Source organism: Microbacterium sp. NPDC077391, assembly GCF_040686955.1.
Taxonomy (GTDB): domain Bacteria; phylum Actinomycetota; class Actinomycetes; order Actinomycetales; family Microbacteriaceae; genus Microbacterium; species Microbacterium commune.
Window position 1 is genome coordinate 210,967 of record NZ_JBFBMI010000002.1, and the last position, 24,000, is coordinate 234,966.

At 69.8% G+C, this 24,000-nt stretch carries 21 protein-coding genes, 1 tRNA gene and 1 pseudogene; 13 read left to right on the plus strand and 10 right to left on the minus strand.

Annotation, left to right across the window (positions count from 1 at the left end; all coding sequences use genetic code 11):
* The first annotated feature begins 173 nt into the window (after positions 1-173).
* Together ettA and AB0O65_RS06340 are read left to right on the plus strand one after the other, a co-directional pair.
* Complete coding sequence (gene ettA / locus AB0O65_RS06335; RefSeq protein WP_363383714.1) at positions 174-1,853, plus strand: energy-dependent translational throttle protein EttA; 1,680 nt, start codon at positions 174-176, stop codon at positions 1,851-1,853.
* 94 nt (positions 1,854-1,947) lie between these two features.
* A complete protein-coding gene (locus tag AB0O65_RS06340) occupies positions 1,948-2,424 on the plus strand; it encodes a thioesterase family protein (RefSeq protein ID WP_071643493.1) in 477 nt (158 codons plus the stop codon).
* 3 nt (positions 2,425-2,427) lie between these two features.
* Here AB0O65_RS06340 and AB0O65_RS06345 read toward each other — a convergent pair whose 3' ends face one another.
* Positions 2,428-3,318 carry an acyl-CoA thioesterase II gene (locus AB0O65_RS06345; protein ID WP_191713356.1) on the minus strand — a complete coding sequence of 297 codons (891 nt, stop codon included), beginning with the start codon at positions 3,316-3,318 and terminating at the stop codon, positions 2,428-2,430.
* Positions 3,319-3,383: 65 nt separating this feature from the next.
* Between AB0O65_RS06345 and AB0O65_RS06350 the strand changes: the two genes are divergently transcribed.
* Positions 3,384-4,064 carry a hypothetical protein gene (locus AB0O65_RS06350; protein WP_071643455.1) on the plus strand — a complete coding sequence of 227 codons (681 nt, stop codon included), beginning with the start codon at positions 3,384-3,386 and terminating at the stop codon, positions 4,062-4,064.
* Between the two features lie 20 nt (positions 4,065-4,084).
* Here AB0O65_RS06350 and AB0O65_RS06355 read toward each other — a convergent pair.
* From AB0O65_RS06355 to pepN, 4 genes and pseudogenes are all read right to left on the minus strand, one after another.
* Positions 4,085-5,748: pseudogene (locus AB0O65_RS06355) on the minus strand (FAD-binding dehydrogenase).
* Positions 5,745-6,194 carry a globin gene (locus AB0O65_RS06360; protein ID WP_071643459.1) on the minus strand — a complete coding sequence of 150 codons (450 nt, stop codon included), beginning with the start codon at positions 6,192-6,194 and terminating at the stop codon, positions 5,745-5,747. Before AB0O65_RS06360 ends, AB0O65_RS06355 begins: the two are co-directional and overlap by 4 nt.
* On the minus strand, positions 6,191-7,264 hold the full coding sequence (locus AB0O65_RS06365; RefSeq protein WP_191713360.1) for a mechanosensitive ion channel domain-containing protein: 1,074 nt from the start codon (positions 7,262-7,264) through the stop codon (positions 6,191-6,193). The genes AB0O65_RS06360 and AB0O65_RS06365 overlap by 4 nt, the downstream gene beginning before the upstream one ends.
* 76 nt (positions 7,265-7,340) lie before the next feature.
* The gene (pepN, locus tag AB0O65_RS06370; protein ID WP_071643463.1) at positions 7,341-9,917 is read right to left on the minus strand and encodes an aminopeptidase N; all 2,577 of its coding nucleotides are present in this window, start codon (positions 9,915-9,917) and stop codon (positions 7,341-7,343) included.
* Positions 9,918-10,062: 145 nt separating this feature from the next.
* Between pepN and AB0O65_RS06375 the strand changes: the two genes are divergently transcribed.
* The 6 genes from AB0O65_RS06375 to AB0O65_RS06400 all read left to right on the plus strand — a co-directional run bounded on the left by AB0O65_RS06375 (position 10,063) and on the right by AB0O65_RS06400 (position 16,490).
* The gene (locus AB0O65_RS06375; protein ID WP_071643464.1) at positions 10,063-11,247 is read left to right on the plus strand and encodes a ferrochelatase; all 1,185 of its coding nucleotides are present in this window, start codon (positions 10,063-10,065) and stop codon (positions 11,245-11,247) included.
* A gap of 24 nt (positions 11,248-11,271) precedes the next feature.
* Positions 11,272-11,757: a ribose-5-phosphate isomerase gene (locus tag AB0O65_RS06380; RefSeq protein ID WP_071643465.1), complete on the plus strand. Its 486-nt coding sequence runs from the start codon at positions 11,272-11,274 to the stop codon at positions 11,755-11,757.
* A 1-nt stretch (position 11,758) separates the two neighbouring features.
* Positions 11,759-12,757 (plus strand): DNA-formamidopyrimidine glycosylase family protein, encoded by a 999-nt coding sequence (locus AB0O65_RS06385; protein ID WP_191713362.1) that lies wholly within the window; start codon positions 11,759-11,761, stop codon positions 12,755-12,757.
* A gap of 89 nt (positions 12,758-12,846) precedes the next feature.
* Positions 12,847-14,328: a sodium:alanine symporter family protein gene (locus tag AB0O65_RS06390; protein WP_071643469.1), complete on the plus strand. Its 1,482-nt coding sequence runs from the start codon at positions 12,847-12,849 to the stop codon at positions 14,326-14,328.
* A 36-nt stretch (positions 14,329-14,364) separates the two neighbouring features.
* Complete coding sequence (locus AB0O65_RS06395) at positions 14,365-15,006, plus strand: FMN-binding negative transcriptional regulator (protein WP_177243834.1); 642 nt, start codon at positions 14,365-14,367, stop codon at positions 15,004-15,006.
* On the plus strand, positions 15,003-16,490 hold the full coding sequence (locus tag AB0O65_RS06400; RefSeq protein ID WP_363383720.1) for an amidohydrolase family protein: 1,488 nt from the start codon (positions 15,003-15,005) through the stop codon (positions 16,488-16,490). The genes AB0O65_RS06395 and AB0O65_RS06400 overlap by 4 nt, the downstream gene beginning before the upstream one ends.
* Positions 16,491-16,559: 69 nt before the next feature.
* Here AB0O65_RS06400 and AB0O65_RS06405 read toward each other — a convergent pair whose 3' ends face one another.
* A complete protein-coding gene (locus AB0O65_RS06405) occupies positions 16,560-17,045 on the minus strand; it encodes a DNA starvation/stationary phase protection protein (protein ID WP_363383722.1) in 486 nt (161 codons plus the stop codon).
* Positions 17,046-17,185: 140 nt separating this feature from the next.
* Between AB0O65_RS06405 and AB0O65_RS06410 the strand changes: the two genes are divergently transcribed.
* Both AB0O65_RS06410 and AB0O65_RS06415 read left to right on the plus strand, forming a co-directional pair.
* Positions 17,186-17,722: a gamma carbonic anhydrase family protein gene (locus tag AB0O65_RS06410; RefSeq protein WP_313478467.1), complete on the plus strand. Its 537-nt coding sequence runs from the start codon at positions 17,186-17,188 to the stop codon at positions 17,720-17,722.
* Between the two features lie 32 nt (positions 17,723-17,754).
* Positions 17,755-17,828 (plus strand) — tRNA-Ile (locus AB0O65_RS06415).
* A gap of 19 nt (positions 17,829-17,847) precedes the next feature.
* On the opposite strand, the gene AB0O65_RS06420 is transcribed toward AB0O65_RS06415, so the two are convergent.
* Positions 17,848-18,054: a CDGSH iron-sulfur domain-containing protein gene (locus tag AB0O65_RS06420; RefSeq protein ID WP_071643477.1), complete on the minus strand. Its 207-nt coding sequence runs from the start codon at positions 18,052-18,054 to the stop codon at positions 17,848-17,850.
* Between the two features lie 171 nt (positions 18,055-18,225).
* Between AB0O65_RS06420 and AB0O65_RS06425 the strand changes: the two genes are divergently transcribed.
* A complete protein-coding gene (locus tag AB0O65_RS06425; RefSeq protein WP_313478470.1) occupies positions 18,226-19,275 on the plus strand; it encodes an iron-containing redox enzyme family protein in 1,050 nt (349 codons plus the stop codon).
* Here the strand turns inward: AB0O65_RS06425 and AB0O65_RS06430 are convergent.
* A complete protein-coding gene (locus AB0O65_RS06430) occupies positions 19,263-19,481 on the minus strand; it encodes a hypothetical protein (protein ID WP_071643478.1) in 219 nt (72 codons plus the stop codon). The genes AB0O65_RS06425 and AB0O65_RS06430 overlap by 13 nt on opposite strands.
* Positions 19,482-19,623: 142 nt before the next feature.
* On the opposite strand from AB0O65_RS06430, the gene AB0O65_RS06435 reads away from it, so the two are divergent.
* Positions 19,624-20,631, plus strand: coding sequence for a YihY/virulence factor BrkB family protein (locus AB0O65_RS06435; RefSeq protein WP_071643479.1), 1,008 nt, complete (start codon positions 19,624-19,626; stop codon positions 20,629-20,631).
* Positions 20,632-20,667: 36 nt separating this feature from the next.
* Here the strand turns inward: AB0O65_RS06435 and AB0O65_RS06440 are convergent, their stop codons facing one another.
* Together AB0O65_RS06440 and AB0O65_RS06445 are read right to left on the minus strand one after the other, a co-directional pair.
* On the minus strand, positions 20,668-21,930 hold the full coding sequence (locus AB0O65_RS06440; RefSeq protein ID WP_071643482.1) for an alpha/beta fold hydrolase: 1,263 nt from the start codon (positions 21,928-21,930) through the stop codon (positions 20,668-20,670).
* Positions 21,930-23,954 (minus strand): DUF262 domain-containing protein, encoded by a 2,025-nt coding sequence (locus AB0O65_RS06445; RefSeq protein WP_363383726.1) that lies wholly within the window; start codon positions 23,952-23,954, stop codon positions 21,930-21,932. Before AB0O65_RS06445 ends, AB0O65_RS06440 begins: the two co-directional genes overlap by 1 nt.
* Positions 23,955-24,000 lie beyond the last annotated feature (46 nt).

Here is a 24,000-nt window from a genome sequence, read left to right on the forward strand (position 1 = left end):
CGACCGCACGGCGCCTGAGCGCTGCCGCGCGCGTCGACCGGTAGGCTGGGAAGCCGAGCCGACCAGAGGGGCAGCCCCCGTGTTCGGCCGCACACACTTCGCGCATCCGGACCCGGCATGCGCTGCGCCGATCACGGGCGCTGAGACAGATCCTCCAGAGGAGCGGTGAAGGTATGGCTGAGTACATCTATTCCATGGTGCGAGCGCGCAAGGCGGTCGGTGACAAGCTCATCCTCGACGACGTGACGATGGCGTTCCTGCCCGGCGCCAAGATCGGCATGGTCGGCCCGAACGGTGCCGGAAAGTCGACGATCCTGAAGATCATGGCCGGCCTCGACACTCCGTCCAACGGCGAGGCGAAGCTCACCCCCGGCTTCAGCGTCGGCATCCTCATGCAGGAGCCCGAGCTCGACGAGACCAAGACCGTGCTGGAGAACATCCAGGACGGTGTGGCGATCAAGCCGAAGCTGGATCGGTTCAACGAGATCTCGGCGCTGATGGCCGACCCCGACGCCGACTTCGACTCGCTGCTCGCCGAGATGGGCGTGCTGCAGGAGGAGATCGACGCAGCCGACGGCTGGGACCTCGACTCCCAGCTCGAGCAGGCGATGGACGCCCTGCGCACGCCGCCGGCGGACGCGGAGATCGGCCCGCTCTCGGGCGGTGAGAAGCGTCGCGTGGCTCTGGCGAAGCTGCTGCTGCAGAAGCCCGACCTGCTGCTGCTGGACGAGCCCACCAACCACCTCGACGCGGAGAGCGTGCTCTGGCTCGAGCAGCACCTCAAGGACTACAAGGGCGCGGTCATCGCGATCACGCACGACCGGTACTTCCTCGACAACGTCGCGGAATGGATCGCCGAGGTCGACCGCGGTCGCCTGATCGGCTACGAGGGCAACTACTCGACCTACCTCGAGAAGAAGGCCGAGCGCCTCGACATCCAGGGCAAGAAGGACGCCAAGCTCGCCAAGCGGCTGAAGGACGAGCTCGAATGGGTGCGCTCCAGCGCCAAGGGTCGGCAGACCAAGTCGAAGGCGCGTCTGGCCCGTTACGAGGAGATGGCCGCCGAGGCTGAGCGCACCCGCAAGCTCGACTTCGAGGAGATCCAGATCCCCGCCGGTCCGCGCCTCGGCAGCGTCGTCATCGAGGCGAAGAAGCTGCGCAAGGCGTTCGGGGATCGGGTGCTGATCGACGGTCTGAGCTTCAGCCTGCCGCCGAACGGCATCGTCGGCGTCATCGGTCCGAACGGTGTCGGAAAGACCACGCTGTTCAAGACCATCGTCGGGCTCGAGCCCCTCGACGGCGGTGACCTGAAGATCGGCGAGACCGTGAAGATCAGCTACGTCGACCAGTCCCGCGCGAACATCGATCCGAACAAGACGCTGTGGGAGGTCGTCTCGGACGGGCTCGACTTCATCACGGTCGGCAAGACGGAGATCCCCTCGCGCGCATACGTCTCGAAGTTCGGCTTCAAGGGCCCTGACCAGCAGAAGAAGGCCGGCGTGCTCTCCGGTGGTGAGCGCAACCGCCTCAACCTCGCACTGACGCTCAAGGAGGGCGGCAACCTGCTGCTTCTCGATGAGCCGACGAACGACCTCGACGTCGAGACCCTGAGCTCGCTCGAGAACGCCCTGCTCGAGTTCCCCGGCTGCGCGGTGGTCATCACGCACGACCGGTGGTTCCTCGACCGCATCGCCACGCACATCCTCGCCTACGAGGGCACGGACGAGAACCCGGCGCAGTGGCACTGGTTCGAGGGCAACTTCGAGGCGTACGAGAAGAACAAGATCGAGCGCATGGGCCCGGAGGCGGCGCGCCCGCACCGCACGACCCACCGCAAGCTGACCCGCGACTGATCCCCGGGCCCCACTCCGGACGGCGCCCGGCGCTGTCCGGAGCAGCCGGGGCGCGGGGTTCCCACGCCGATCGAACCTGACGGGAGCTGTGACCGTGACATTCCGGCGTCTGCACATCCCCATCCACCTGCGATGGGGCGACCTCGACGCGTTCAACCACGTCAACAACACCTCGATGCTCAAGCTGCTCGAGGAGGCGCGGGTGCGCGCCTTCTGGAAGCCGGAGCCGGGGGAGCAGGCTCCGGAGACGGCGATCCTCGCCTCCGGAATCGATCAGGGAGTGCTGACCCTGATCGCCCGTCAGGAGATCGAGTATCTGGCGCCCGTGCCGTATCAGCGCCGTCCGCTCGAGGTGCAGATGTGGTTCGGCAAGCTGGGCGGCTCGAGTCTCGAGGTCTGCTACGAGGTCCACAACGATCCGGCGAGCTCCGCACGCGTGCTGTACGCGCGCTCGACCGCCGTCATCGTGCTCGTCGATGCCGTCACCGGCCGCCCGGTGCGGATCAGCCCGGAGATGCGTGAGGCGTGGCAGCCGTACGTCGGGGAGCCGATCAGCTACGCGCGTCGCTGACGCTCACACGCCGGCCTCAGGCACCCGCACCATGACCTCCTGCGCCACGCTGGCCAGCAGTGTCCCCGCACGGTCGTAGATCCGACCCGTGGAGAGCCCGCGTCCACCGCGTGCGTTGGGCGACTCCTGCACGTACAGCACCCATTCGTCGGCGCGGCCGAAGCGGTGCCACCACATGGCGTGATCGAGGCTCGCGACCTTCAGCCCCCGGGTGCTCCAGGTCACCCCGTGGCGGCGCAGGATCGGCTCCTGGATGGTCATGTCGCTCAGATACGCGAGCGCCGCCCGGTGCAGGCGCGGATCGTCGGGCATCGCCGCGCGCATCCGCATCCACACCGCCTGATGGGCGACCGCCTCCCCGGCGACGTCGACGAAGAGCGGACCTTCGACGTGGCGCACATCGGCGGGGCGCTCGGCGAGCATCTTCCGCGTCAGCGGGTGCACCTCGCCGACGAGCTCCTCGTCGGGACGCAGCTGCTCGGGGTCGGGGATGCCGCCCGGCATCGGCTCGGCGTGCTCGGCACCCGGATCCTCGTCCTGGAACGACGCGATCATCGAGAAGATCGGCACGCCGCCCTGGAACGCCTGGCAGCGGCGCGTGGAGAACGAGCGCCCATCGTGGATGCGGTCGACGGAGAAGGTGATCCTGCTCGTCGTGTCTCCCGGTCGCAGGAAGTAGCCGTGCATCGAGTGCACCACACGGTCCTCGGGCAGCGTGCGCTCCGCGGCGACGAGGGACTGAGCCAGCACCTGACCGCCGTACACCCGCCCGGTGGGCATGAAATGCGAGCGGCCGGTGAAGATGTCCTCGGTGGTCCTCGCCTCCGACTCCGCCAGATCGAGGACGTCGAGAAGGGCGTCGACGGATCGGCGGGCATCCTGCTCAGCGGTCATCCGACCAGTCTAGGTCGACGGATCACCGGCCTCCGGGCCGGCGGTCATCCGGCTAACTTAGAGGGGTGACCAGACCGCTCGTGCTCGCCGACGCCCAGACCGCCCGTGACGTGTTGACCTTCGCCGGGCGAGCGGCCCAGGCCGGAGCGGACGGGGTGCGGCTGCAGGCGGCCGACGGCGTGCTCGCTCTGACCTCGGCGGCGCTGGCGCCGCAGAGCCTGTTCGATCAGACGCCCACGGTGCTCGCGATGCGGATCGTGCGCGCCGATCCCGAACTGCACTGCGACATCGTCGTCGACGAGCTCGCCGAGGGCGAGAACCCGCACGAGCTCACCCTTCCCGACACCGGTCGCGCGCCTGCGTGGGCGGGCGTCGCGCCGCCGCGCGCGCAGTGGGAGCACGTGGGCCATCTGACCGCGCAGACGGTCGCCGAGCGCGCCCAGTGGGGCATCTCGGCCGTCGCGCACGGCACCGCACCCGGATCCGGCGAGGAGGCCGTGCGTGCGCTGCGCGCCCGCATCTGGGGCGAACCGGACGACGCCCTGTCAGGACTGCCGCGCGGTGTGGCGTTCGCCGCTCACGCGTTCGGCTTCATCAACGGCGCCGAGCAGGTGCGCATCACCCGGTCGGGCCGCTGGACGCGACTCGCGTTCGCCCGTGGGCACGTGCTCAGTCGCGGCCCGGCCGTGACCGGCCTCACCGCCGTGCGCAGCACGGCCTCCTCGGCAGGCTCGGAGACCCCGTAGCCGGCGCGCCGGACCCGCGCTCAGCGCGCCGCGGCTCGTCCCGCCCTGCGACCGGAGAACAGACACCCGCCGAGGAAGGTCCCCTCCAGCGCTCGGTAGCCGTGCATCCCGCCACCGCCGAAGCCGCTCGCCTCACCGGCGGCGAACAGCCCGGGAATGGCATCGCCCGCGGCGTCCAGCGCGCGAGCGTCGAGGTCGGTGTGGATGCCGCCGAGCGACTTGCGGGTGAGCACGTGCAGCTTCACGGCGATCAGGGGGCCAGCTGAGGGATCCTGCAGACGATGCGGCGCCGCGGTGCGGATCAGCCGGTCACCGCGATAGCCCCGCATCGAGCGCAGCATGGCGATCTGCGCATCCTTCGTGAAGTCGTTGTCGATCTCGCGATCACGCGCGAGCACCTCTTCGCGTGCGCGGTCGACGTCGAGGACCTCGCCGCCGGGCAGGGCGCGCATGCCGGCGAGGAGCGCTTCCAGATCGTCCTCCACGATGAAGTCCGCGCCTCCCTCCAGGAACGCGCGCACAGGCTCCGTCGGCCCCTTCGCGAGGCGTGAGCGCAGCAGGAGCCCGACGTCCCGCCCGGTGAGATCGGGGTTCTGCTCGCTGCCCGACAGCGCGAACTCCTTCTCGACGATCCTCCGCGTGGTCACGAACCACGAGTGGTCGTGACCGGTGCCGCGCAGGTGCGCCAGCGTGCCGAGCGTGTCGAAGCCGGGATACAGCGGCGCCGGAAGGCGGCTGCCGGTCGCGTCCAGCCACAGCGACGACGGGCCGGGGAGGATCCGGATGCCGTGCCCCGGCCACACCGGATCCACGTTCTCGATCCCCTCCACGTAGTGCCACATGCGGTCGGCGTTGATCAGGTCGGCGCCCGCCGCCCGCGCCACCGCCTGCATGGAGCCGTCGACGTACGCGGGGACTCCCGTGAGCATGTGCTCGGGCGCCGTGCCGAGACGCTCGGGCCAGACCGCTCGGACGAGATCGTGATCCCCGCCGATGCCGCCGGAGGCGACGATCACGGCGTCCGCCCTGATCTCGAAGTCGGCCACCGGCTCGCGCGACGTCGGCACGCCCCTCGGGGCGAGGGCATCGGCGAGCACTGTGCCGCGTGCCCCGACGACGCTGCCGGAGTCGACGAGGAGATCCGATACCCGGTGGCGGGGCAGCACCCGGGCCCGTCCCTCGGCCTCCGCCTGCTCGACGGCGGCGGCGAACGGGGCGACGATGCCCGGACCCGTTCCCCACGTGATGTGGAAGCGAGGCACCGAGTTTCCCGGTCCGATCGCGCCCCCGCCTCCTCGCTCGGCCCAGCCGACCACCGGGAAGAACCCGACCCCGCGCTCGCGCAGCCAGGCGCGCTTCTCTCCGGCGGCGAACTGCAGGTACTCCTGCGCCCACAGCCGCGGCCAGGCGTCCTCGGGTCGGTCGAAGCCGGCGCCGCCGAACCAGTCCTGCCGCGCGAGATCGAGCGAGTCCCGGATGCCCATCCGACGCTGCTCGGGGGAGTCGATCAGGAACAGGCCCCCGAACGACCACCACGCCTGCCCGCCGAGGTTCTGGCGGGGCTCCTGGTCGATGATCGTGACCCGTCGACCGGCGGCGAGCGCCTCGGTGGCGGCCACCAGCCCCGCCAGCCCCAGCCGATCACGAGGACGTCGGTGGCGGGCATGCGGGGCGGGGTGGTCATGTGGTCTCCGTCGACTCCGGGGCGGCGCGGTGCTCGAGCGTCGGGCGGCCCTGGGGGCGGGCACCGATGCCCGAGGGCTCGAATGTGTTCACCATCGCATACGCCGCCCGCTCCAGGTAGTCCCACAGCGTCGCCTCGTGCAACGGCGAGAGCTGCACCTCGTCGAGCGCGGTGCGCATGTGACGCAGCCAGCGGTCCCTGGCATCCGGATCGATGTGGAACGGCACATGCCGCATCCGCAGCCGCGGATGACCGCGCTGCTCGCCGTACGTCGTCGGCCCGCCCCAGTACTGGACGAGGAACCAGGTCAGGCGCTCGGCGGCGGGCCCGAGATCCTCCTCGGGGTACATCGGCTTCAGAACGGGGTCGAGCGCGACCTCGCGGTAGAACACCGCCACGAGGCGCTCGAAGGTGGGCCGGCCGCCGACCTCGTCGTAGAACGTCACTGTGCGCCGCCTTCCTCGTCAGTCGTCTTCTTGCGTCGCCAGATGCCGCGATCCACGATGCGCGGCACGCCGGTGACCGGGTTCGGCTTCGTGACCGGCGGGTTGGCTCCGCGCACCCGGCGGGCGCCCTCCAGGCCGGTCAGCGTCACCGCGGCCAGGCGCGGCACGCCGATGCCCTGCTCGGCCAGCGCGGCCCGCAGCCGACGACGCAGCTCCTGCGAGACGTCGTCCATCGCGTTGGCGCGGGTCTTCATGACCACGCGCACCACGAGGGCATCGCCGTCGACGCTCTCCAGTCCCCAGATCTCCGGCTTCGCGATGATGCGCGTGCGCCACTTCGGGTCCTTCGCCAGGCTCTGCGCGGTGTCCATCATCGACTTCTCGACCAGCTCCAGGTCGGCGTCAGGCGCGACGCCGAGGTCGACGATGGCGCGTGCCCAGCCCTGCGACATGTTGCCGATGCGGGTGACCTCGCCGTTGCGGACGTACCAGAGGGTGCCGTTCACGTCGCGCACCTGCGTGATCCGCACGCTGACGTACTCGACGACACCGGATGCCAGGCCGAGATCGACGACGTCGCCGATGCCGATCTGATCCTCGGCGACGAGGAAGATGCCGTTGAGCACATCCTTCACGATGTTCTGCGCGCCGAAGCCGAGACCGGCGCCGACCGCGGCGGTCAGCAGCGTGAGCGAGCCGAGCAGGCTGGAATCGACTGCGTTCACGGTGAGGACGAGCGCGATGACCACGAGCATCACGTTGACGATGTTCTGCAGGATCGAGCCGAGCGTGCGGGTGCGCTGGACGAGACGCATGTCGGCGAGCGGGGAGCGCTCGAGAGCCTGCGTGTCGTCGACCCGCGCCTTCGTCTTCGCGCTGTTGACGATGCGCTGCACGACGCGGCGGATGACCAGGCGCAGGATGAACGCGATGGCCACGCAGCTGGCGATGATCACGGCGACGGTGAGCGCTCTGCCGCCGATCTTCAGCAGGATCTCCAGCACGCCGCCCCACCACCCCGGATCGGTGGGGTCGGGGGCGGGAGTCTCGGCGGCGAAGCGGATGTCCATCACGTCGATGTTAGCGATCGGGCCTCAGCGCATTCTGCGTGCGCTGAGGCCTGATCGGCTGACGGTGCCGTGCGGATCAGTCCTCGGCGTCGCGGGACTGCGCGGCGAGCGCGCGCTCGACGTCGGCGAGGTTCTCGTGGACGAGACGGCGCAGCGCCGGGGCCGCGTCCTGGTTCTCGGCGAGCCACGCGCGTGTCGCGTCACGCAGCTCGACGCTCGCGAGCGACCGCGGGTAGAGGCCGACGATGAGGTAGTCGGCGATCTGGTAGGTGCGCTCCTCCCAGATCGGCAGCAGCATCTCGAAGTACTTCGGGATGAAGGCGCCGAGCACCTCGACGCCCGCCGGGTGCACGAAGCCGAGGGCGGCGGCGCGCACGATGGTGTTCGGCAGGTCGCTGTTGTCGATCAGCGACGACCACGCGGCGTGCTTCGCCTCGGCCGTCGGCAGCGCGGCGCGCGCCTGGGCCGCGAACTCGGCGCCCTTGGAGGTGTTGTCGGCCGCGAGCGCGGCGTCGATGGCTGCGGCGTCGGTGGCGCCTGCCGCGGCGAGGCCGGTGAGCAGCAGCCACGACAGGTCGGCGTCGATCTCCAGCCCCGGCAGGGTCTCCTCGCCCGCGCGCAGCCGGCCGACGATGCCGGCCTGTTCGGGGGTCGCGATCGAGTTGGCGAACGCGGTCACGAGCTGCAGCTGGCTGTCGCTGCCTGGCTCGGCCTGGTGGGCGAGCGCCCACAGTCCGTCGGCGACCTTCTCCCGGGCGGCCGCGCGGGTCTCGGGCGCGACGTAGATGTTCGCCGCGAGCTGCAGCTGCGAGAGCGTCGTGCGCACCGTCGTCGACTCGGTCTCGCGACCGATGTTGCCGAGTACCAGGTCGATGTAATCGGAGGCGGCGGTCTCGGCATCCCGGGTCTGGTCCCACGCCGCACCCCACACGAGCGAGCGCGCGAGGGGGTCGGAGATGTCGGACAGGTGCTCGATGGCGGTCGCGAGCGAGCGCTCGTCGAGGCGGATCTTCGCGTAGGCGAGGTCGTTGTCGTTGAGCAGCACCATGTCGGGACGCTCGAGGCCCTGCAGCTCGGGGATCTCGGTGCGATCGCCGTCGACGTCGACCTCCACGTAGTGGGTGCGCACCAGCTCCGACCGCCCCGCGGCGTCATCGAGGGTGTAGAACCCGATGCCGAGGCGGTGCGGACGGATGGTCGGGTAGTCGGCGGGAGCCGTCTGGGTCACCGCGAAGCGGGTGATGACACCCGCGGCGTCATCGACGATGACCGGCGCGAGCGTGTTGACGCCCGCCGTCTCGAGCCACTTCTTCGCCCAGGTGGTCAGGTCGCGCCCGCTGGTGGCCTCGAGCTCGGCGAGCAGGTCGCCCAGCTCGGTGTTGCCCCACGCGTGCTTCTGGAAGTACTGGCCGACGCCGGCGAAGAACGCGTCGATGCCGACCCATGCGGTCAGCTGCTTGAGCACCGAGCCGCCCTTCGCGTAAGTGATGCCGTCGAAGTTGACCATCACGTCTTCGAGGTCGTTGATCTCGGCGACGATCGGGTGGGTCGAGGGCAGCTGGTCCTGGCGGTACGCCCAGGTCTTCTCCATCGCGTTGAAGGTCGTCCAGGCGGCCTTCCACTCGGTGGCCTCCGCCGTGGCGATGGTCGACGCCCACTCGGCGAACGACTCGTTCAACCACAGGTCGTTCCACCACTTCATGGTGACGAGGTCGCCGAACCACATGTGCGCCAGCTCGTGCAGGATCGTGACGACGCGACGCTCCTTGACGGCGTCGGTCACCTTGCTGCGGAACACGTACGACTCGGTGAACGTCACCGCACCGGCGTTCTCCATGGCGCCCGCGTTGAACTCGGGCACGAACAGCTGGTCGTACTTCTCGAACGGGTAGGGCACGCCGAACTTCGCCTCGAAGTACTCGAAGCCCTGGCGGGTCTTGTCGAAGATGTAGTCGGCGTCGAGGTGCTGCCAGAGGCTCTTGCGGCCGTAGACGCCGAGCGGCACGACCCGACCGGACGCGCTGGTGAGCTCGGAGAAGGTGGCCTCGTAGGGACCCGCGACGAGCGCGGTGATGTACGACGAGATGCGCGGGGTCGGGGCGAATCCCCAGGTCGCCACGCCCTCGGAGCCCGAGGACGCGTCGTGCACGATCGGCTCGGGGGTGGGGGAGTTGGAGACGACCTTCCACGCCGAGGGCGCGGTCACGGTGAACTGGAACGTCGCCTTGAGATCGGGCTGCTCGAACACCGCGAACACGCGGCGGGAGTCGGGCACCTCGAACTGCGAGTACAGGTACACCTCGCCGTCGACGGGGTCGACGAAGCGGTGCAGGCCCTCGCCGGTGTTGGTGTACAGGCAGTCGGCGTCGACGATGAGGACGTTCTCGGCCTGCAGGTCGTCGAGTGAGATGCGCGAGTCGCCGAAGGCGGCGCTCGGATCGATCTGCTCGCCGTTGAGCGTGATCTCCCGGACATCCCGTGCGATGAGGTCGATGAAGGTCGACGCGCCGGGCGTCGCCGTGAAGCGGACCACGCTGCGCGATCCGAACACCTCCGCGCCCTTGGTCAGATCGAGTGAGATCTCGTACGACTGCGTGTCGATGACGGCGCGGCGCTCCTGCGCTTCGATACGTGTGAGGTTTTCTCCAGGCACAGCTGATTTCTCCCATTGGTGGAGGGGATGTCGAGGTGCATCGACGCTGCTGGCGCCGACGGCAACCATGACAGCCTACGCCAGCCCCGCATGCGGGTGCAGATCTCGATGCTGGCTCATAGAGAGTCGGTGTCAGGATGTACCCGTGAGCTCATCAGAGAAGATCGTCGTACCGCACGCCTCGCCGGCCGCATCGACCGGCTCCGCACACGTCGAGGTCCCCGTCGCCTACGACGGCATCCTGCTCGCCGGATTCGGCGGCCCGGAGGGCCAGGACGACGTGATCCCGTTCCTGCGCAACGTCACCCGCGGCCGCGGGATCCCCGATGAGCGCCTCGAGGACGTCTCGCACCACTACCGTCACTTCGGCGGGGTCAGCCCGATCAACGCGCAGAATCGTGCGCTGAAGGCGGCGCTCGAGGCCGAGCTCGCGGCCCGGTCGATCCAGCTGCCCGTGTACTGGGGCAACCGCAACTGGGCGCCGTACCTCGAGGACGCGGTGGCCGAGGCGGTCGCGGATGAGCACACCACGCTGCTGGCGTTCGCGACGAGCGCCTACAGCTCGTTCTCGAGCTGTAGGCAGTACCGCGAGGACTTCGCGAGGGTGCTCGACGGCACGGAGTACGACGGCGTCGTCACCATCGACAAGATCCGTCCGTTCTTCGACCACCCCGGCTTCGTACAGGCGTTCGTCGAGGGCGTGCACGACGCGGTGCGTGCTCGACTGGACGAGGGCCTGGCTCCGGACGCCGTGCAGGTGCTCTTCTCGACCCACAGCATTCCGATGGACGACGCCAAGCGCTCCGGCCCGCGCGACATGGACCTCGGCGAGGGCGGCGCGTACGCCGCTCAGCATGAGGCGGTCGCAGCGTGGGTGATGCACCGCGTGGCCGAGCTCGCCCCCGCGGCGGCCGACGTGCCGTGGGAGCTCGTCTACCAGTCGCGCTCCGGCCCCGCGTCGCAGCCGTGGCTCGAGCCCGATGTCTGCGATGTGATCGCCGAGCTGCCCGCACGGGGCCGCCGCGCGGTGATCGTCGTGCCGGTCGGCTTCATGAGCGATCACATGGAGGTGCTCTGGGATCTCGACACCGAGGCGAAGGAGGCCGCAGAGGAGGCGGGGCTCGCGTTCACCCGCACACCGACCCCCGGTGTGTCACCGGCCTTCGTGGCCGGCATCGTCGACCTCATCCAGGAGCGCCTCGAGGGTCGTCCTGCCGCCGATCGCGCGCACACCACCGACCTCGGGCCGTGGTTCGACGTGTGCCGTCCCGGATGCTGCGAGAACATCCGCGCCGGTTTCAAGCCGGCGGCCGCGGGCATCGCCCCCTGACCTCTCCCAAATAGGATGTCGTCTATGCGCATCCACATCGCCACCGACCACGCTGGACTCGACTTCTCGACCCGCCTGCAGCAGCATCTGCGCGAGGCCGGCCACGAGGTCGTCGATCACGGCCCCGTCGAGTACGACGCGCTCGATGACTATCCCGCGTTCTGCATCCGTGCGGCGCAGGCCGTGGTCGCCGACCAGCGCGCCGGCGTCGAGGCACTCGGTGTGGTCTTCGGCGGATCGGGCAACGGTGAGCAGATCGCCGCGAACAAGGTCGACGGCATCCGTGCGGCTCTCGTGTGGAACCTCTCCACGGCGGAGCTGGCGAGAGAGCACAACGACGCGAACGTGATCTCGATCGGCGCCCGTCAGCACGACGTCGACGAGGTGATCTCGTTCATCGACCGCTTCATCGCGACGCCGTTCTCCGGTGACGAGCGCCATGTGCGGCGCATCGGCCAGATCGCCGACTTCGAGAAGGACGGGACCCTGCTGCCCGACCCGCGGGCCTGACATGCCCGAGGGTCATTCCGTCCACCGCATCGCCCGGCAGTTCGCGCGCAATTTCACCGGTCGGCCCGTGCAGGCGTCCAGCCCGCAGGGGCGCTTCGCCGAGGGGGCGGCGGTGCTCGACGGGCGCGAGATGCTGCAGGCGATGGCGGTCGGCAAGCAGATGTTCCTCGAGTTCGAGGATGCCGTCTGGCTGCGCGTGCACCTCGGCCTGTACGGCGCATGGGACTTCGCGGGCGAGATCGTCGCGGACGCGACCATCGCCTCCGCCAACGGACGCATGGGGCAGACCAACCAGCGCGGCACCGACCTCGAGGACGCGATCTACGACGACGCGGGTGAGAACTCCCTGACGTCGATCGGCGCGCCTCGCAGGTCGCGGGTGCACGTGCGGATGTCGGAGCAGACCAGCGGACTCGCCGACGAGGGCGACGAGTGGCCACCGCCGGTGGTCGGCCAGGTGCGGCTGCGGCTGCTGAACGAGACCACCTGCGCGGATCTGCGTGGACCGACCGCGTGCGCGCTGCAGACCCCGGACGAGATGCTCGCCACGGTCGCCAAGCTCGGACCCGACCCGCTGGTCGGCGATCTCGACGAGGGCGAGGAGCGCTTCGTGCGCACCGTGCGGCGCAAGCCGACCCCGATCGCGCTGCTGCTGATGGACCAGTCCGTGGTCAGCGGCATCGGCAACGTGTACCGGGCCGAGATGCTGTTCCGCGCCCGACTCGAGCCGCACACGCCGGGACGCGACGTGCCGGAGGAGGTCGTGCGCGCGCTGTGGCGCGACTGGGTGGAGCTGCTCTCGATCGGGGTCGAGACAGGCCAGATGATGACCATGGACGGCCTCACCGGCGCGGCGTACCGCGCGGCGATGGCCAGCCGCGACGACCGGCACTGGGTGTACCACCGTGCCGGGCTGCCGTGCCGGGTGTGCGGCACCGAGATCGCCCTCGAGGAGATCGGCGCTCGCAAGCTGTACTGGTGCCCGTCCTGCCAGCGCTGATCGCGACCCGCGGGCGATGATCGAACCTGAGTGCGCGCTGTGAATAGGATGGCTGAGTCCGTTCGCAACGTCGCACGACAGGAGACCTCATGGACCTTTCCGCGCTGCAGAGCGTGCTCGAGAACATCAGCTCATGGATCTGGGGGCCGTGGCTCCTCATCCCGCTGCTGCTCGGCACCGGCCTCTACCTCACCATCCGCCTGGGCGGGCTGCAGTTCATCCGGCTCGGCGCAGCGCTGCGCCTGGGCCTGTTCACCCGCAAGGACCCCGGCTCCGACGGTGACATCTCGCAGTTCCAGGCCCTGACCACGGCTCTCGCCGCCACGGTGGGCACCGGAAACATCGTCGGCGTCGCGACCGCGATCGGCATCGGCGGCCCCGGCGCGCTGTTCTGGATGTGGGTGACCGGTCTGCTCGGCATGGCGTCGAAGTACTCCGAGGCGTTCCTCGGCGTGCGCTTTCGCACCACCGACTCCGCCGGCGAGAAGAACGGCGGACCGCAGTACTACCTCGAGCGCGGCATCCCGAACAGGTTCGGCAAGTTCCTCGCGATCTTCTTCGCCGTCGCCGCGGTCATCGCCTGCTTCGGCATCGGCAACATGACCCAGGGCAATTCGATCTCGGCGAACCTCGAGAACAGCTTCGACGTGCCAACATGGGTCACCGGCATCGTGCTCACCGTGTTCGCCCTGCTGGTCCTCGTCGGCGGGATCAAGTCGATCGGGCGCGTCACCGCCGGTCTCGTGCCGGTGATGATCATCTTCTACGTGCTGGGCGCCGTCTACATCCTCATCGCAAACATCGGCGGCGTGCCGGCGGCCTTCGCGCAGATCTTCACCGACGCGTTCACCGGCACGAGCGCGGTCGGCGGGTTCGCGGGTTCTGCGATCATCATCGCCGTGCAGTACGGCGTCGCGCGCGGCATCTTCTCGAACGAGTCGGGCATGGGCTCGGCCGCCATCGCCGCCGCCGCCGCGAAGACCAGTCACCCCGTGCGCCAGGGGCTCGTGTCGATGACGCAGACGTTCATCGACACGATCATCGTCGTCACCTGCACCGGCCTGGTGATCATCACCACCGGCGTGTGGAACATGACAGACCCCGCGACCGGGGAGCAGATCGACCCCGCCGTGATGACGGGCGAGGCGTTCTCGCACGGACTGCCGGGCGAATGGGGGCACTACATCGTGACGATCGGCCTCGTGCTGTTCGCCGGTTCCACCATCCTCGGCTGGTCGTACTACGGCGAGCGCAGCATCGAGCGTCTCATCGGCCGCAAGGCGGTCATGCCGTTCCGCATCGTGTTCTCGCTCGTCGTCTTCATCGGCTGCACGGTGCAGCTCGGCGTCGTGTGGGCGTTCTCGGACGTGATGAACGGCCTCATGGCGCTGCCGAACCTCATCGGTCTGCTCATCCTCTCCGGCCTCGTCGCACGCGAGACGAAGAAGTACCTCGACAACGACCCCAAGCTGACGGCGACTCCGGAAGAGGTGAACGCGTTCATGGCGGGCGATCAGGCGTTCGAGGACTGGAAGACCCAGGCGATCCCGGTGGTCAAGACCAGGCGGTGAGCGACTCTCGGGCCGGGTCGGTCCTAGGCTTGCAGGGTGCGTCAGAACCCCAGCTTCGCCATGACCGACCCGGCCGAACTGCGCCGGATCATCGAGCTCAACCCGTGGGCTACCCTCGTCAGCGACGCGGAGGACGGGCTCGTCGCGTCGCACTACGTCGTGCTGCTCGATGACGGGCGCGACGACCTCACCGTGGTCGGCCACGTCGGCCGACCGGACGACCTCATTCACGGGCTGGGCGAGCGCGAGATCCTGATCGCCTTCCAGGGCCCGCACGGGTACATCTCGCCGGGGTGGTACGGCGACGTGCAGGCCGTCCCCACCTGGAACCACGTGTCGGTCCACCTCAGCGGGGTGCCGGAGATCCTCTCCGACGCCGAGAACCTGCGGGTGCTCGAGCGGATGGTCGACGTCTTCGAGAATCGCATGCCGAGCCCGCGCGGCATGTGGCAGCTGCCCAACGATGAGGCGTTCGTGCACCGCCTCGCGGCAGGGACCGTCGGCTTCCGCCTGACACCCGCGCGGATCGTCGCCAAGCGCAAGCTCAGCCAGAACAAGCCCGCCGAGATCGTCGACGAGGTGATCGCCGCGCTCGAGGGCGATGCAGCCCACGCCGACCCCGCCCTCGCGGCCGAGATGCGCCGCGCCCGCGACGAGCGACGGGGGAGCCGCTCGTGATCTCGCGCGGTGATCGCATCGATGTCCTGCGTGCGGTCCGGCTCAGCGGGCCGCTGGCGCTCACCTTCGGCGACGAGCCCGTCGATCTGATCCTCCGGAACGGACGCATCGCCGACGTCGCGCCGACCGGGGCGCTGCCGGCCAGGGGACTCGTCCTCGACGGGGAGGGGCACCGGGTGGTGGCGGGGCTCTGGGATCACCATGTGCACACCGTGCAGTGGGCGCTGAACGCCGAGCGCGTACCGCTCGGCGACGTGCGCAGCGCCGCCGAGGCGGCCAGGGTGATGGGCGATGCCGAGGCCCTAGCCGACGGGCGACGGGTCGGTGCCGGGATGCGGGATGCCCTGTGGCCGGACACCCCGTCCCTCGCCCTGCTCGACGAGCGGACGGCCACCGAGCCGACCTACCTCATCAACGCCGACGTGCACAGCGTGTGGCTGAACAGCGCCGCGTTCCGGCGTGAGGGCTTCCTCCCCACCGACGACGGGATGCTCAGGGAGGAGGACGCCTTCGAGATCTCCCGGCGGCTGAACGCCGCTGACGACCTCACGGCGGATGCCGCGGTGCGACGCGCCGCCGATCGGGCCGCTGCCCGCGGTATCACCGGCGCGGTCGACTTCGACATGGCGTGGAACGCGGAGGCCTGGCTGCGCCGGGCGGATGCCGGGTTCGCTGCGCACCGCGTGGAGTTCGCCTTCTACGCCGCGGACCTGTCGCGCGCGATCTCCCACGGGCTGCGCACCGGGGATGCTCTCCCCGGCACCGGCGGGCTCGTGCACGTCGGCCCGCTCAAGCTCATCACCGACGGCTCGCTCGGCACCCGCACCGCCGCGTGCTCGCACGCCTACGACGATGACCCGGCCAACTTCGGCGTGCTCACGATCGAACCCGATCGCCTGCGTGACCTGCTCACCGAGGCCACCGCGTCGGGGATCGAGGTGGCGGTGCACGCCATCGGCGACCGCGCCGTGGCATCCGCTCTCGACGCATTCACGTACACCCAGGCGCGGGGCACGATCGAGCACGCGCAGCTGGTGCGCCACGCCGACCTCGCCCGGTTCGCACGCCTGGGTGTGGTGGCCAGCGTGCAACCCGAGCACGCGGTCGACGACCGCGACATGGTCGGCATGCTGTGGCAGCATCAGCGGGCGCTGAGTCACCCGCTGGCGTCGCTGCTCGAGGCGGGCATCCCGGTGCGTTTCGGATCGGATGCCCCGGTCGCGCCGCTCGATCCGTGGCTGACGATCGCCGCCGCGGTGCACCGCACCGCAGACGATCGCGAGCCGTGGCAGCCGAACGAGCGGGTCGGCGTCACGTCCGCGCTGCGGGCGAGCAGCCGCCACGGCGAGACGGATATCGAGATCGGCGGGCTCGCGGATCTCGTGCTGTGCGGCAGTGACCCGCTGACCGCTGATCGCACCGAGCTGCACCGGATGCCCGTCTCGGCCACCCTTCTCGGCGGAACGCTCACCCACCTGGCCTGAGACCGGCTCGACGAGCAGACGAGAAGGGCGCCGCAGCGATGCTGCGGCGCCCTTCTGCGTGGCAGGATGTCAGGCCGCGATGTGGGAGATGAGGAACCAGCGGTCCTTCTCGAGCCCGCGCTGGATCTCGATCGCCACGTCCTGGCTGGTCAGGTCGACCTCGTCGAGACCGTCGACGGCGGCCTTCACGTCGACGAGGATCGCGTCGATGTCGCCGATCACGGCGCGGATGAGCTCGTCGGACTGCTCGAAGCCGGCGGGAACGGCGGTGCGGCCGGCCTTCTCGGCCACATTCTGCACGCGCGCGTCGATCGGCAGGCCGAGAGCGACGATGCGCTCCGCGGCGGTGTCGGCGAAGTCGCCGGCGTGCGCGACGATCGTGTCGAGCAGCTCGTGGACACCGACGAAATTCGCGCCGCGCACGTGCCAGTGCGCCTGCTTGCCGTTGACGGTGAGAGCCTGCAGGCCGTGCACGACGGGGGAGAGGAACTGCGCGGCGGCAGCGGCGACGGTCGGGTCGACGGCGATGCTGGGGACGGTCTGGGCCTTGCTCATGTGAACCTCCGGGATGTCTGCTTGCGCGTCTGGTGAGTACAACGCTACTCGGCACGACCCATTCCGCAAGCAAGCGTAGGCAACGCTTACCGGCCTGTTCTTCGGCGGAATCACGCGGGAGTGAGGGTAGTCTCACCTTCATGACCATCGCCGGGAACGCCTCCGTCATCGCCCTGGGAACGCGGGTGCCCCGCATCACCGCCGACGCCTTCGTCGCCGACGGCGCGCGCATCGTCGGCGAGGTCGCGCTGGGTGATTCCGCGAGCGTCTGGTACAACGCGGTGCTGCGCGCGGATTCGGCATCCATCACGATCGGCGCGCGCAGCAACGTGCAGGACAACGTCTCGGTGCACGTCGACCGTGAGCATCCCGTCGTCATCGGGGAGGACGTCTCGATCGGCCACAACGCGGTCGTGCACGGCTGCACGATCGGCGACGGCTCGCTCGTCGGGATGGGAGCCGTCGTGCTCAGCGGCGCGGTCATCGGATCCGGATGCCTGATCGCCGGCGGCGCGGTGGTGCTGGGCGGCACGGAGGTGCCGGACGGATCCCTGGTGGCGGGCGTGCCCGCGAAGGTGCGCCGCGCGCTCACCGCCGAGGAGCGCCGCGGACTCGTCGCGAACGCCGAGATCTACCTCGACCACACCCGCACGCACGCGGCCGCGCAGGCGCGGTAGGGCGCTGCGCGGACGGTAGGCTGGTGCTCTACGGGGCGGTGGCCAAGCTGGTTAAGGCAGTGGGCTCATAACCCAACGATCGTCGGTTCAAGTCCGACCCGCCCTACTCCTTCGAGCTCACCCGCTCAGTCGTCGCTGCGGAATCCGGACGTCTTGTGCGCGCCGTCGCAGAACGGCTTGATCGACGACAGCCCGCATCGGCACAGCGCGATCGTGCGTCGGTGGCGTTCGATGGGCCTCCCTGCGGCGGACTGCAGATCGACGTCTCCGCGCACCAGCAACGGCCCGTCGGTGCACGCGGTGATGGTCGGTGCCTCGGCTCTGTCGGTCATCTGAACTCCTCATCGCGGTGGGATCCGAGTCTCGCGTCCGTCCGCGGCGCACGGCAGGGACTTGACGGACGGTCGCGCCCCGTGTCAAGGCCTGTGAGCACGCCCGGGGCGCGCCCTAGGGTTGTCGCACGCGGATGATCCGACCCGGTCGCCGCCAGACGAAGGAGCCCCATGACGCTCAGCCTCTCCACCGAAGCGACGGCCGTCGCCATCGCCCCGCGCGGTCCGCTCAGCGCCGAACTGCTCGACGTGCTCGCCGATCGCAGACCCGAGAGGGCGGAGAACCTGCCGCAGCTGGCCCGCGACGCCGTCCTGGTCGAGGACCCGATCACCGACGACGACGTGCAGCTCTCGCTCTTCCTGCTGTACTCCGTCGCCTACGGCTCCCTGCCGCAGTTCGGGGCGCACTGGGAGTGGGATGTGTCTCTGCTCGCCACTCGTGCTGTCCTCGAGCGCGCCTTCGAGGATGCCGTGCGCGCAGCGGTGCCGCTGCCGGAGGCGCCGCAGCCCACGCGGGAGGACGTCGCCGCGGCGCTGTTCGCCCTCGCCGCCCCGCAGCCGGGACCGAGCCTGTCGCATTTCGTGAGCCGGAAGGCCGACGTCGATCAGGCGCGCGAGCTGCTCATGCAGCGCAGCATCTACACGCTGCGCGAGGCCGATGCGCATTCGTGGGCCATCCCGCGCCTGACCGGCCGTGCGAAGGCCGCGCTGATCGAGATCCAGGCCGACGAGTACGGCGGTGGACGGGTCGAGCGGATGCACCAGGTGATGTTCGCCGACGCGATGCGCGGTGCCGGACTCGACAACACCTACGGCGCGTATGTCGACGTCGTCCCGGCGATCACGTTCGCCTCGTTCAACCTGATGACGATGTTCGCGCTGAACCGCCGACTGCAGGGAGCGGTGGTGGGGCACCTGGCAGCGTTCGAGATGACCTCCTCGCTGCCGAGTCGAGCGATCGCCGAAGGGCTCAGACGGCTCGGGTTCGGCGATGACGTCGCGGCGTACTACGACGAGCACGTCGAGGCCGATGCGGTGCACGAGCAGATCGCGGCGCGTGACCTGGCGGGGTCGCAGGCCGAGGATGCGCCCGAGCTTCTCGACGACATCCTGTTCGGCGCTGCGGCCTGCCTCACCGTCGACGGATGGGCGAGCGAGCACATCCTGCACGCGTGGGAGGCGGGCCGCAGCTCTCTGCGAGACGAGCGTCAGTCTGCCTGAGCGTCCTCGGACGCCGGTGCGGACCCGTCATCGGCGGTGTCGCTCTGCGGCCCGCCGATGACGCCGATGCCCACCGCGGCGTGGTCGGGCTCGGGGTCGGCAGGGTGCTCGACCTTGGGCTCCTCGCCGGGCTCCTTCTCCGTGCTCGGCTCGTCGAGCTCCTCCGTGGAGGGCTCCTCGTCGGGCTGCTCGTGGATGTTCGACATGTCTGCTCCTTTCCGCTTCCACCGTGGCGCGGGCGGGATGCCAGGACAACGGGGTTGACCGGCGGACGCCGACGGGTAGCATCGCGCTCCGACCGGATGCAAGGCGGGTGCCCCGCACCCGCGGATGCGGCATCCTGAACTCATGGCCACAGATGCTTCCCCGACCGATGCCCACCGCGACGGTGAGCGACGGGAGGCGACGGTGCTCATCGTACGGCGGGTGGCACGCGGCTTCTTCCGCACCTACTGTCCGGATGCCGCGGCGGGCCTGACGTTCTACGCGGTCCTCGCGATGTTCCCCGCCCTGATCGCGGCGTTCTCGGTCATCGGGGTGTTCGGCGAGAAGCGCGGTGCGGCTGAAGCCGTGCTCGACGTGCTGCGCGAGGTCGCCCCGAACGACATCGAGCAGGCGCTGCGGCGACCCCTGGAGCAGGTCGCATCGACGGCGGGCGCGGGCTGGCTGATCGTCCTGGCGCTCGTGTTCGCGCTGTGGTCGGTCGCCAGGTACGTCACCGCGCTCGGTCGTGCGATGAACAGGATCTACGGCGTGCCCGAGGGGCGGATGTTCTGGAAGGCGAAGCCGACGCATCTGATCGTCACGCTGGCGGTGTTCGTGCTCGTCACGATCGCCTGCGCCCTCGCGGCTCTCAGCTGGCCTCTCGCGCAGACGCTCGGTCGGTTCCTGGGTGCCGGCGATGTCGCCCTGACGATCTGGCGCATCGCCCGCTGGCCCGCCGTCGCTGTCGTCGTGTGCCTGATCGTGGCGATCCTGTACTACTTCGCGCCGAACGTCGAGCACCCGAGGTTCCGGCTGATGAGCGTGGGGGCGCTGGTCGCGATCGCCGCCTTCGCCCTGGCGTCGGTCGGCTTCGGGTTCTACGTGAGCCACCTCGCCGACTACGACCGGATCTACGGATCGTTCGCGGGGATCGTGATCTTCCTGCTCTGGCTGTGGATCGGCAACATCGCGCTGCTCGTCGGCGCCCTGTTCGACGCCGAGCTCGAGCGCGTTCGCGAGCTGCGCCGCGGGGTGCCCGCCGAGCGCGAGCTGCAGGTGTCGCTGCGCGACACCACTCGCCTGGAGAAGACCGCGGAGAACGACGTCGCCGACGAGCGGCTGGCTCGCCGACTGCGCCGCTCCCGACGCTGAACGGCTCGCGATCGCTCGGATCGTCGCCGAACCCGCTCAGCGCACGCGGCGGCTGTTCGCGAGATCGATGAGGCGGGGCAGCACGTCACCCGCACGCAGTCCGTTGTGCTCGTGCTCGCTCGTCACCCAGGTGTGCACGCCGGGCAGGAGGCGAGCGGTCTCCATCGAGAACTCGAACGGCACGTAGACGTCGTTGACGTACACGGCGGCCGCTCCGACGGCCCCGGATGCCTGCACCGCGGCGGCGTCGTAGATTCTCGGCCACTCGTGCTCGGCCAGCTGGAGCGCGACGTCACGCCACGGCCGCAGGGCAGGGACGGTGTCGGCCCAGTCGCGGCGGATGTGCTCGCCGGTGAACAGGGTGGGATCGGCGGCGAAGTCGGCCGGTTCGACGCGTTCGGCGGACCATCGCGTGGCATGGCCGGACGCATAGCTCGACTCGTGGAACGCGAAGTACAGCGGGTTGCGACCGCCGTACGGCATCGCTGCGGCGAGGTCATGCCGGAACGCGTTCGAGGTGGGGTCGAGCTCGAGCAGCGACCAGAGCGTCTGCCAGCCGTCGTTCGTGCCCAGGGCGGAGCCCGCCGAGCGCAGCCTCGACAACGAGACGACTTCGCCATCGGGCAGGGTGAGCTCGCCGGCGAGCGCGAGGTCGGCGAGCCGTCGCATCCGATCGCGGTGCTCGGGGAAGCGACGGTAGTACCTCTCGGACGCATCGCGCATCTTGTCGTAACAGAGTGCGTACACCTCGTCGGGCGTGCGATCGAGGGTGCTCAGCCCGCCGGTGATGTACACGCGCTCGAGCGACGACGCGTCGGTCGACAGGTAGGCGAGGGTGGTGAACCCGCCGAACGACTGGCCGAGCACACTCCAGCGCTCGGCACCGAGGTGCTGCCGGAACGCCTCGCAGTCGCGCACGATGGCATCCGCACGCAGGTGCGTGAGGTGCTCGGCGACCGCCTCGGCGCCGCGCTGCAGATCCGCGTCCCGTACCGGGGTGGACCGGCCTGTCCCGCGCTGATCGAGCAGCACGACACGGTGCTCGGCGAGAGCCGCATCCAGCCATGACGGACCCGTCGGGGAGCGGAACGGGCGCGGCGCCTCATGTCCGGGCCCGCCCTGCAGAAACACCAGATAGGGCAGGTCCTCGCCGCCCGCACGGCTGACGACGGCCGCGAAGACGTCGATCGTGCGCGAGTCGCCCTCGTCGCCCCACACGAGCGGCAGGGTGAGCGTGTGCTCCTCGACGGTGAGATCCTGCATGTGGCGGACCGTGGTCCTGGCGTCGGTGGTGGTCATCACATCACGTTCCCGATATAGGAGTACTTCACGAACACCTCGGCGGCGATGCCGGACTCCTCCAGCACCCCCTGCAGTGCCGTCATCATGTAGTGCGAGTCCCAGCCCATGTAGAGGAAGTGCGACTCGTCGAACTCATCCCACTGGCCCTTCCACGCCATCTCGGCGTAGAGCGGGCCGCCGTGCTCCGCGCTGTAGGCGAGAGCTGCGGCGCGGTCGTCGGTCCATGCGCGTCGGAAGACCCGGTTGAACAGGGCGCGGACGTCCTTGATCTCCCAGTGCTCGCCGCGGTATTCGCAGTAGTCGAACTCCCGGTCCCATCCCGCGGGCCAGCCTCGTCGTCGCACGGCGTCCAGCACCGGTGTCAGCCCGTCGTCGTCGATCTCTCCGACGTCCGGGCGGGGCCAGATCCTCAGCAGCTCCGCGGTCAGCCGCACAGTGCGGGCGGCTATCGCGGCCGTGTTCCACGCCGGGATCCCGGCCAGCTCCCTGGTGGCCGAGATGCTGCTGCGGGCGTAGGCGAGATCGCGCTTCTCGGGGAACGACGCCCCGAAGACGCGCAGGGTGAGCGCATCCTCGAGCAGAGTGAGGTTGCCGAGCGTCGGGGTCAGCGCGCGGTGCGCGTTCTGCTCGTCCTCGCTGTACTCGTTCCACGCCCGGATGCCGTCGCCGCTCCACGAGGTGGCGGGAACGGGTGGGACGATGGTCTCCACGTCGTAGTCGGAGAGGTCCTCGACTCCCTCGATCCGCCCCAGCACGTACGCGGGGTGGGGGAGCTCACCGTACTTCAGCACGGCGCTGACCCGCTCGTCCGACGGCGTGATGCGGCCGATGGCCCGCATCAGCGCGTCATGGCCTTCGGCGCGAGCGCGGCACAGCCGGGCGATGAGACGGTCGGTGGGCAGCCCGACGATCGCGCGGCGCAGGAACAGCGCCTGAACCCACTCCAGCACGTCCACGAGCTGCTCTCGCGGGATGACGCCGCGGCGGTGGTCGGCGTAGGCGCTCATGACGAGCGGGTAGGCGGTGCGACCGAAGGTGTTCAGCAGCTGCAGCTGGCTGCGCAGAACCGGGTCCGGCTCGCGAGCGGGATCGAGCAGGATGCCGTAGATCTCGGCGTACTCGCGCCACACAGCCGCATCGCTGCGGAGATGCTCGAGGTCGAGCCGGGGGAACGAGCCGCGGAACGCCGCGTACACGCCGTGCTCACCGGCCGCGTCGATCTCCCGTCCCGTCGTCATGACCAGGTGATGACGCCAGAAGGCGCCGATCGTCTCTCCCGTGTGCTGCTCGATCGGCAGCCAGAACTCTCGTTCGATGCGCTGCTGCTCCGCGTGCGAGAGACCCATCAGGATGTAGTTGTGGATCAGCTCGTGGTCGCGCAGCGGCTGCCCGGTCGAGTTCAGGCTCTCGAAGATCTGCTGAGCGCTCGCCCGCGAGCCCAGGGTGATCGACACATGCTCGAGGCGCTGCAGACCGCGCCAGATCGCTGGTGCCTCGTCGGCGTGCACCTGGCTGCGGAAGAAGGCGTAGTTGTCGTCGAACCGCGACTCGCGTTCCGCATCATCGCGTCGGTCGAGCACCACGGACTCGTAGAGCCCGGCCCAGGCATCGTGCGGGCGCAGCTTGGTGCGCGTGGGATCATCGGCGCGCACGAGCACCCGCTGCAGCTCCGACGCGAGCGTCGGGTCGCTCTCGCGGACCGTGTGGTGCAGAGCGGCGATGAGCAGCATGATCGTCGTGATCCGCTGCTGCCCGTCGATGAGGATCAGATCGTCATCCCCGGCATCCGCGCCCGCGCTGCCGGAGGCGGCATCCCGGCCCGACAGGATCGAGCCGATGAAGTGCCGGTGACCGTCGTCCTCGCCGGCGACCGCCCGGATGTCGGCGAGCAGCTTCTCGCAGCCGCCGATGTCCCAGCGGTACTGGCGCTGATAGACCGGGACGACGATGTTCGTCGTCGAAGCGGAGAGCCACTCGATCGTTCCCGTCGCGTGTGCGTCGACGTTGGTCGCCATTGCCATGACTGCGTGATTCCTCCGGACGGCGGGGTGACGGTCCGCCGCATCG

Excerpts from the sequence above, each read along its gene's own strand:
- ettA (WP_363383714.1), top strand. The coding sequence starts at position 174 with ATGGCTGAGTACATCTATTCCATGGTGCGAGCGCGCAAGGCGGTCGGT.
- AB0O65_RS06345 (WP_191713356.1), bottom strand. The coding sequence starts at position 3,318 with ATGACCGCTGAGCAGGATGCCCGCCGATCCGTCGACGCCCTTCTCGAC.
- AB0O65_RS06365 (WP_191713360.1), bottom strand. The coding sequence starts at position 7,264 with ATGGACATCCGCTTCGCCGCCGAGACTCCCGCCCCCGACCCCACCGAT.
- AB0O65_RS06380 (WP_071643465.1), top strand. The coding sequence starts at position 11,272 with ATGCGCATCCACATCGCCACCGACCACGCTGGACTCGACTTCTCGACC.
- AB0O65_RS06385 (WP_191713362.1), top strand. The coding sequence starts at position 11,759 with ATGCCCGAGGGTCATTCCGTCCACCGCATCGCCCGGCAGTTCGCGCGC.
- AB0O65_RS06390 (WP_071643469.1), top strand. The coding sequence starts at position 12,847 with ATGGACCTTTCCGCGCTGCAGAGCGTGCTCGAGAACATCAGCTCATGG.
- AB0O65_RS06405 (WP_363383722.1), bottom strand. The coding sequence starts at position 17,045 with ATGAGCAAGGCCCAGACCGTCCCCAGCATCGCCGTCGACCCGACCGTC.
- AB0O65_RS06410 (WP_313478467.1), top strand. The coding sequence starts at position 17,186 with ATGACCATCGCCGGGAACGCCTCCGTCATCGCCCTGGGAACGCGGGTG.
- AB0O65_RS06420 (WP_071643477.1), bottom strand. The coding sequence starts at position 18,054 with ATGACCGACAGAGCCGAGGCACCGACCATCACCGCGTGCACCGACGGG.
- AB0O65_RS06425 (WP_313478470.1), top strand. The coding sequence starts at position 18,226 with ATGACGCTCAGCCTCTCCACCGAAGCGACGGCCGTCGCCATCGCCCCG.
- AB0O65_RS06430 (WP_071643478.1), bottom strand. The coding sequence starts at position 19,481 with ATGTCGAACATCCACGAGCAGCCCGACGAGGAGCCCTCCACGGAGGAG.
- AB0O65_RS06435 (WP_071643479.1), top strand. The coding sequence starts at position 19,624 with ATGGCCACAGATGCTTCCCCGACCGATGCCCACCGCGACGGTGAGCGA.
- AB0O65_RS06440 (WP_071643482.1), bottom strand. The coding sequence starts at position 21,930 with ATGACCACCACCGACGCCAGGACCACGGTCCGCCACATGCAGGATCTC.
- AB0O65_RS06445 (WP_363383726.1), bottom strand. The coding sequence starts at position 23,954 with ATGGCAATGGCGACCAACGTCGACGCACACGCGACGGGAACGATCGAG.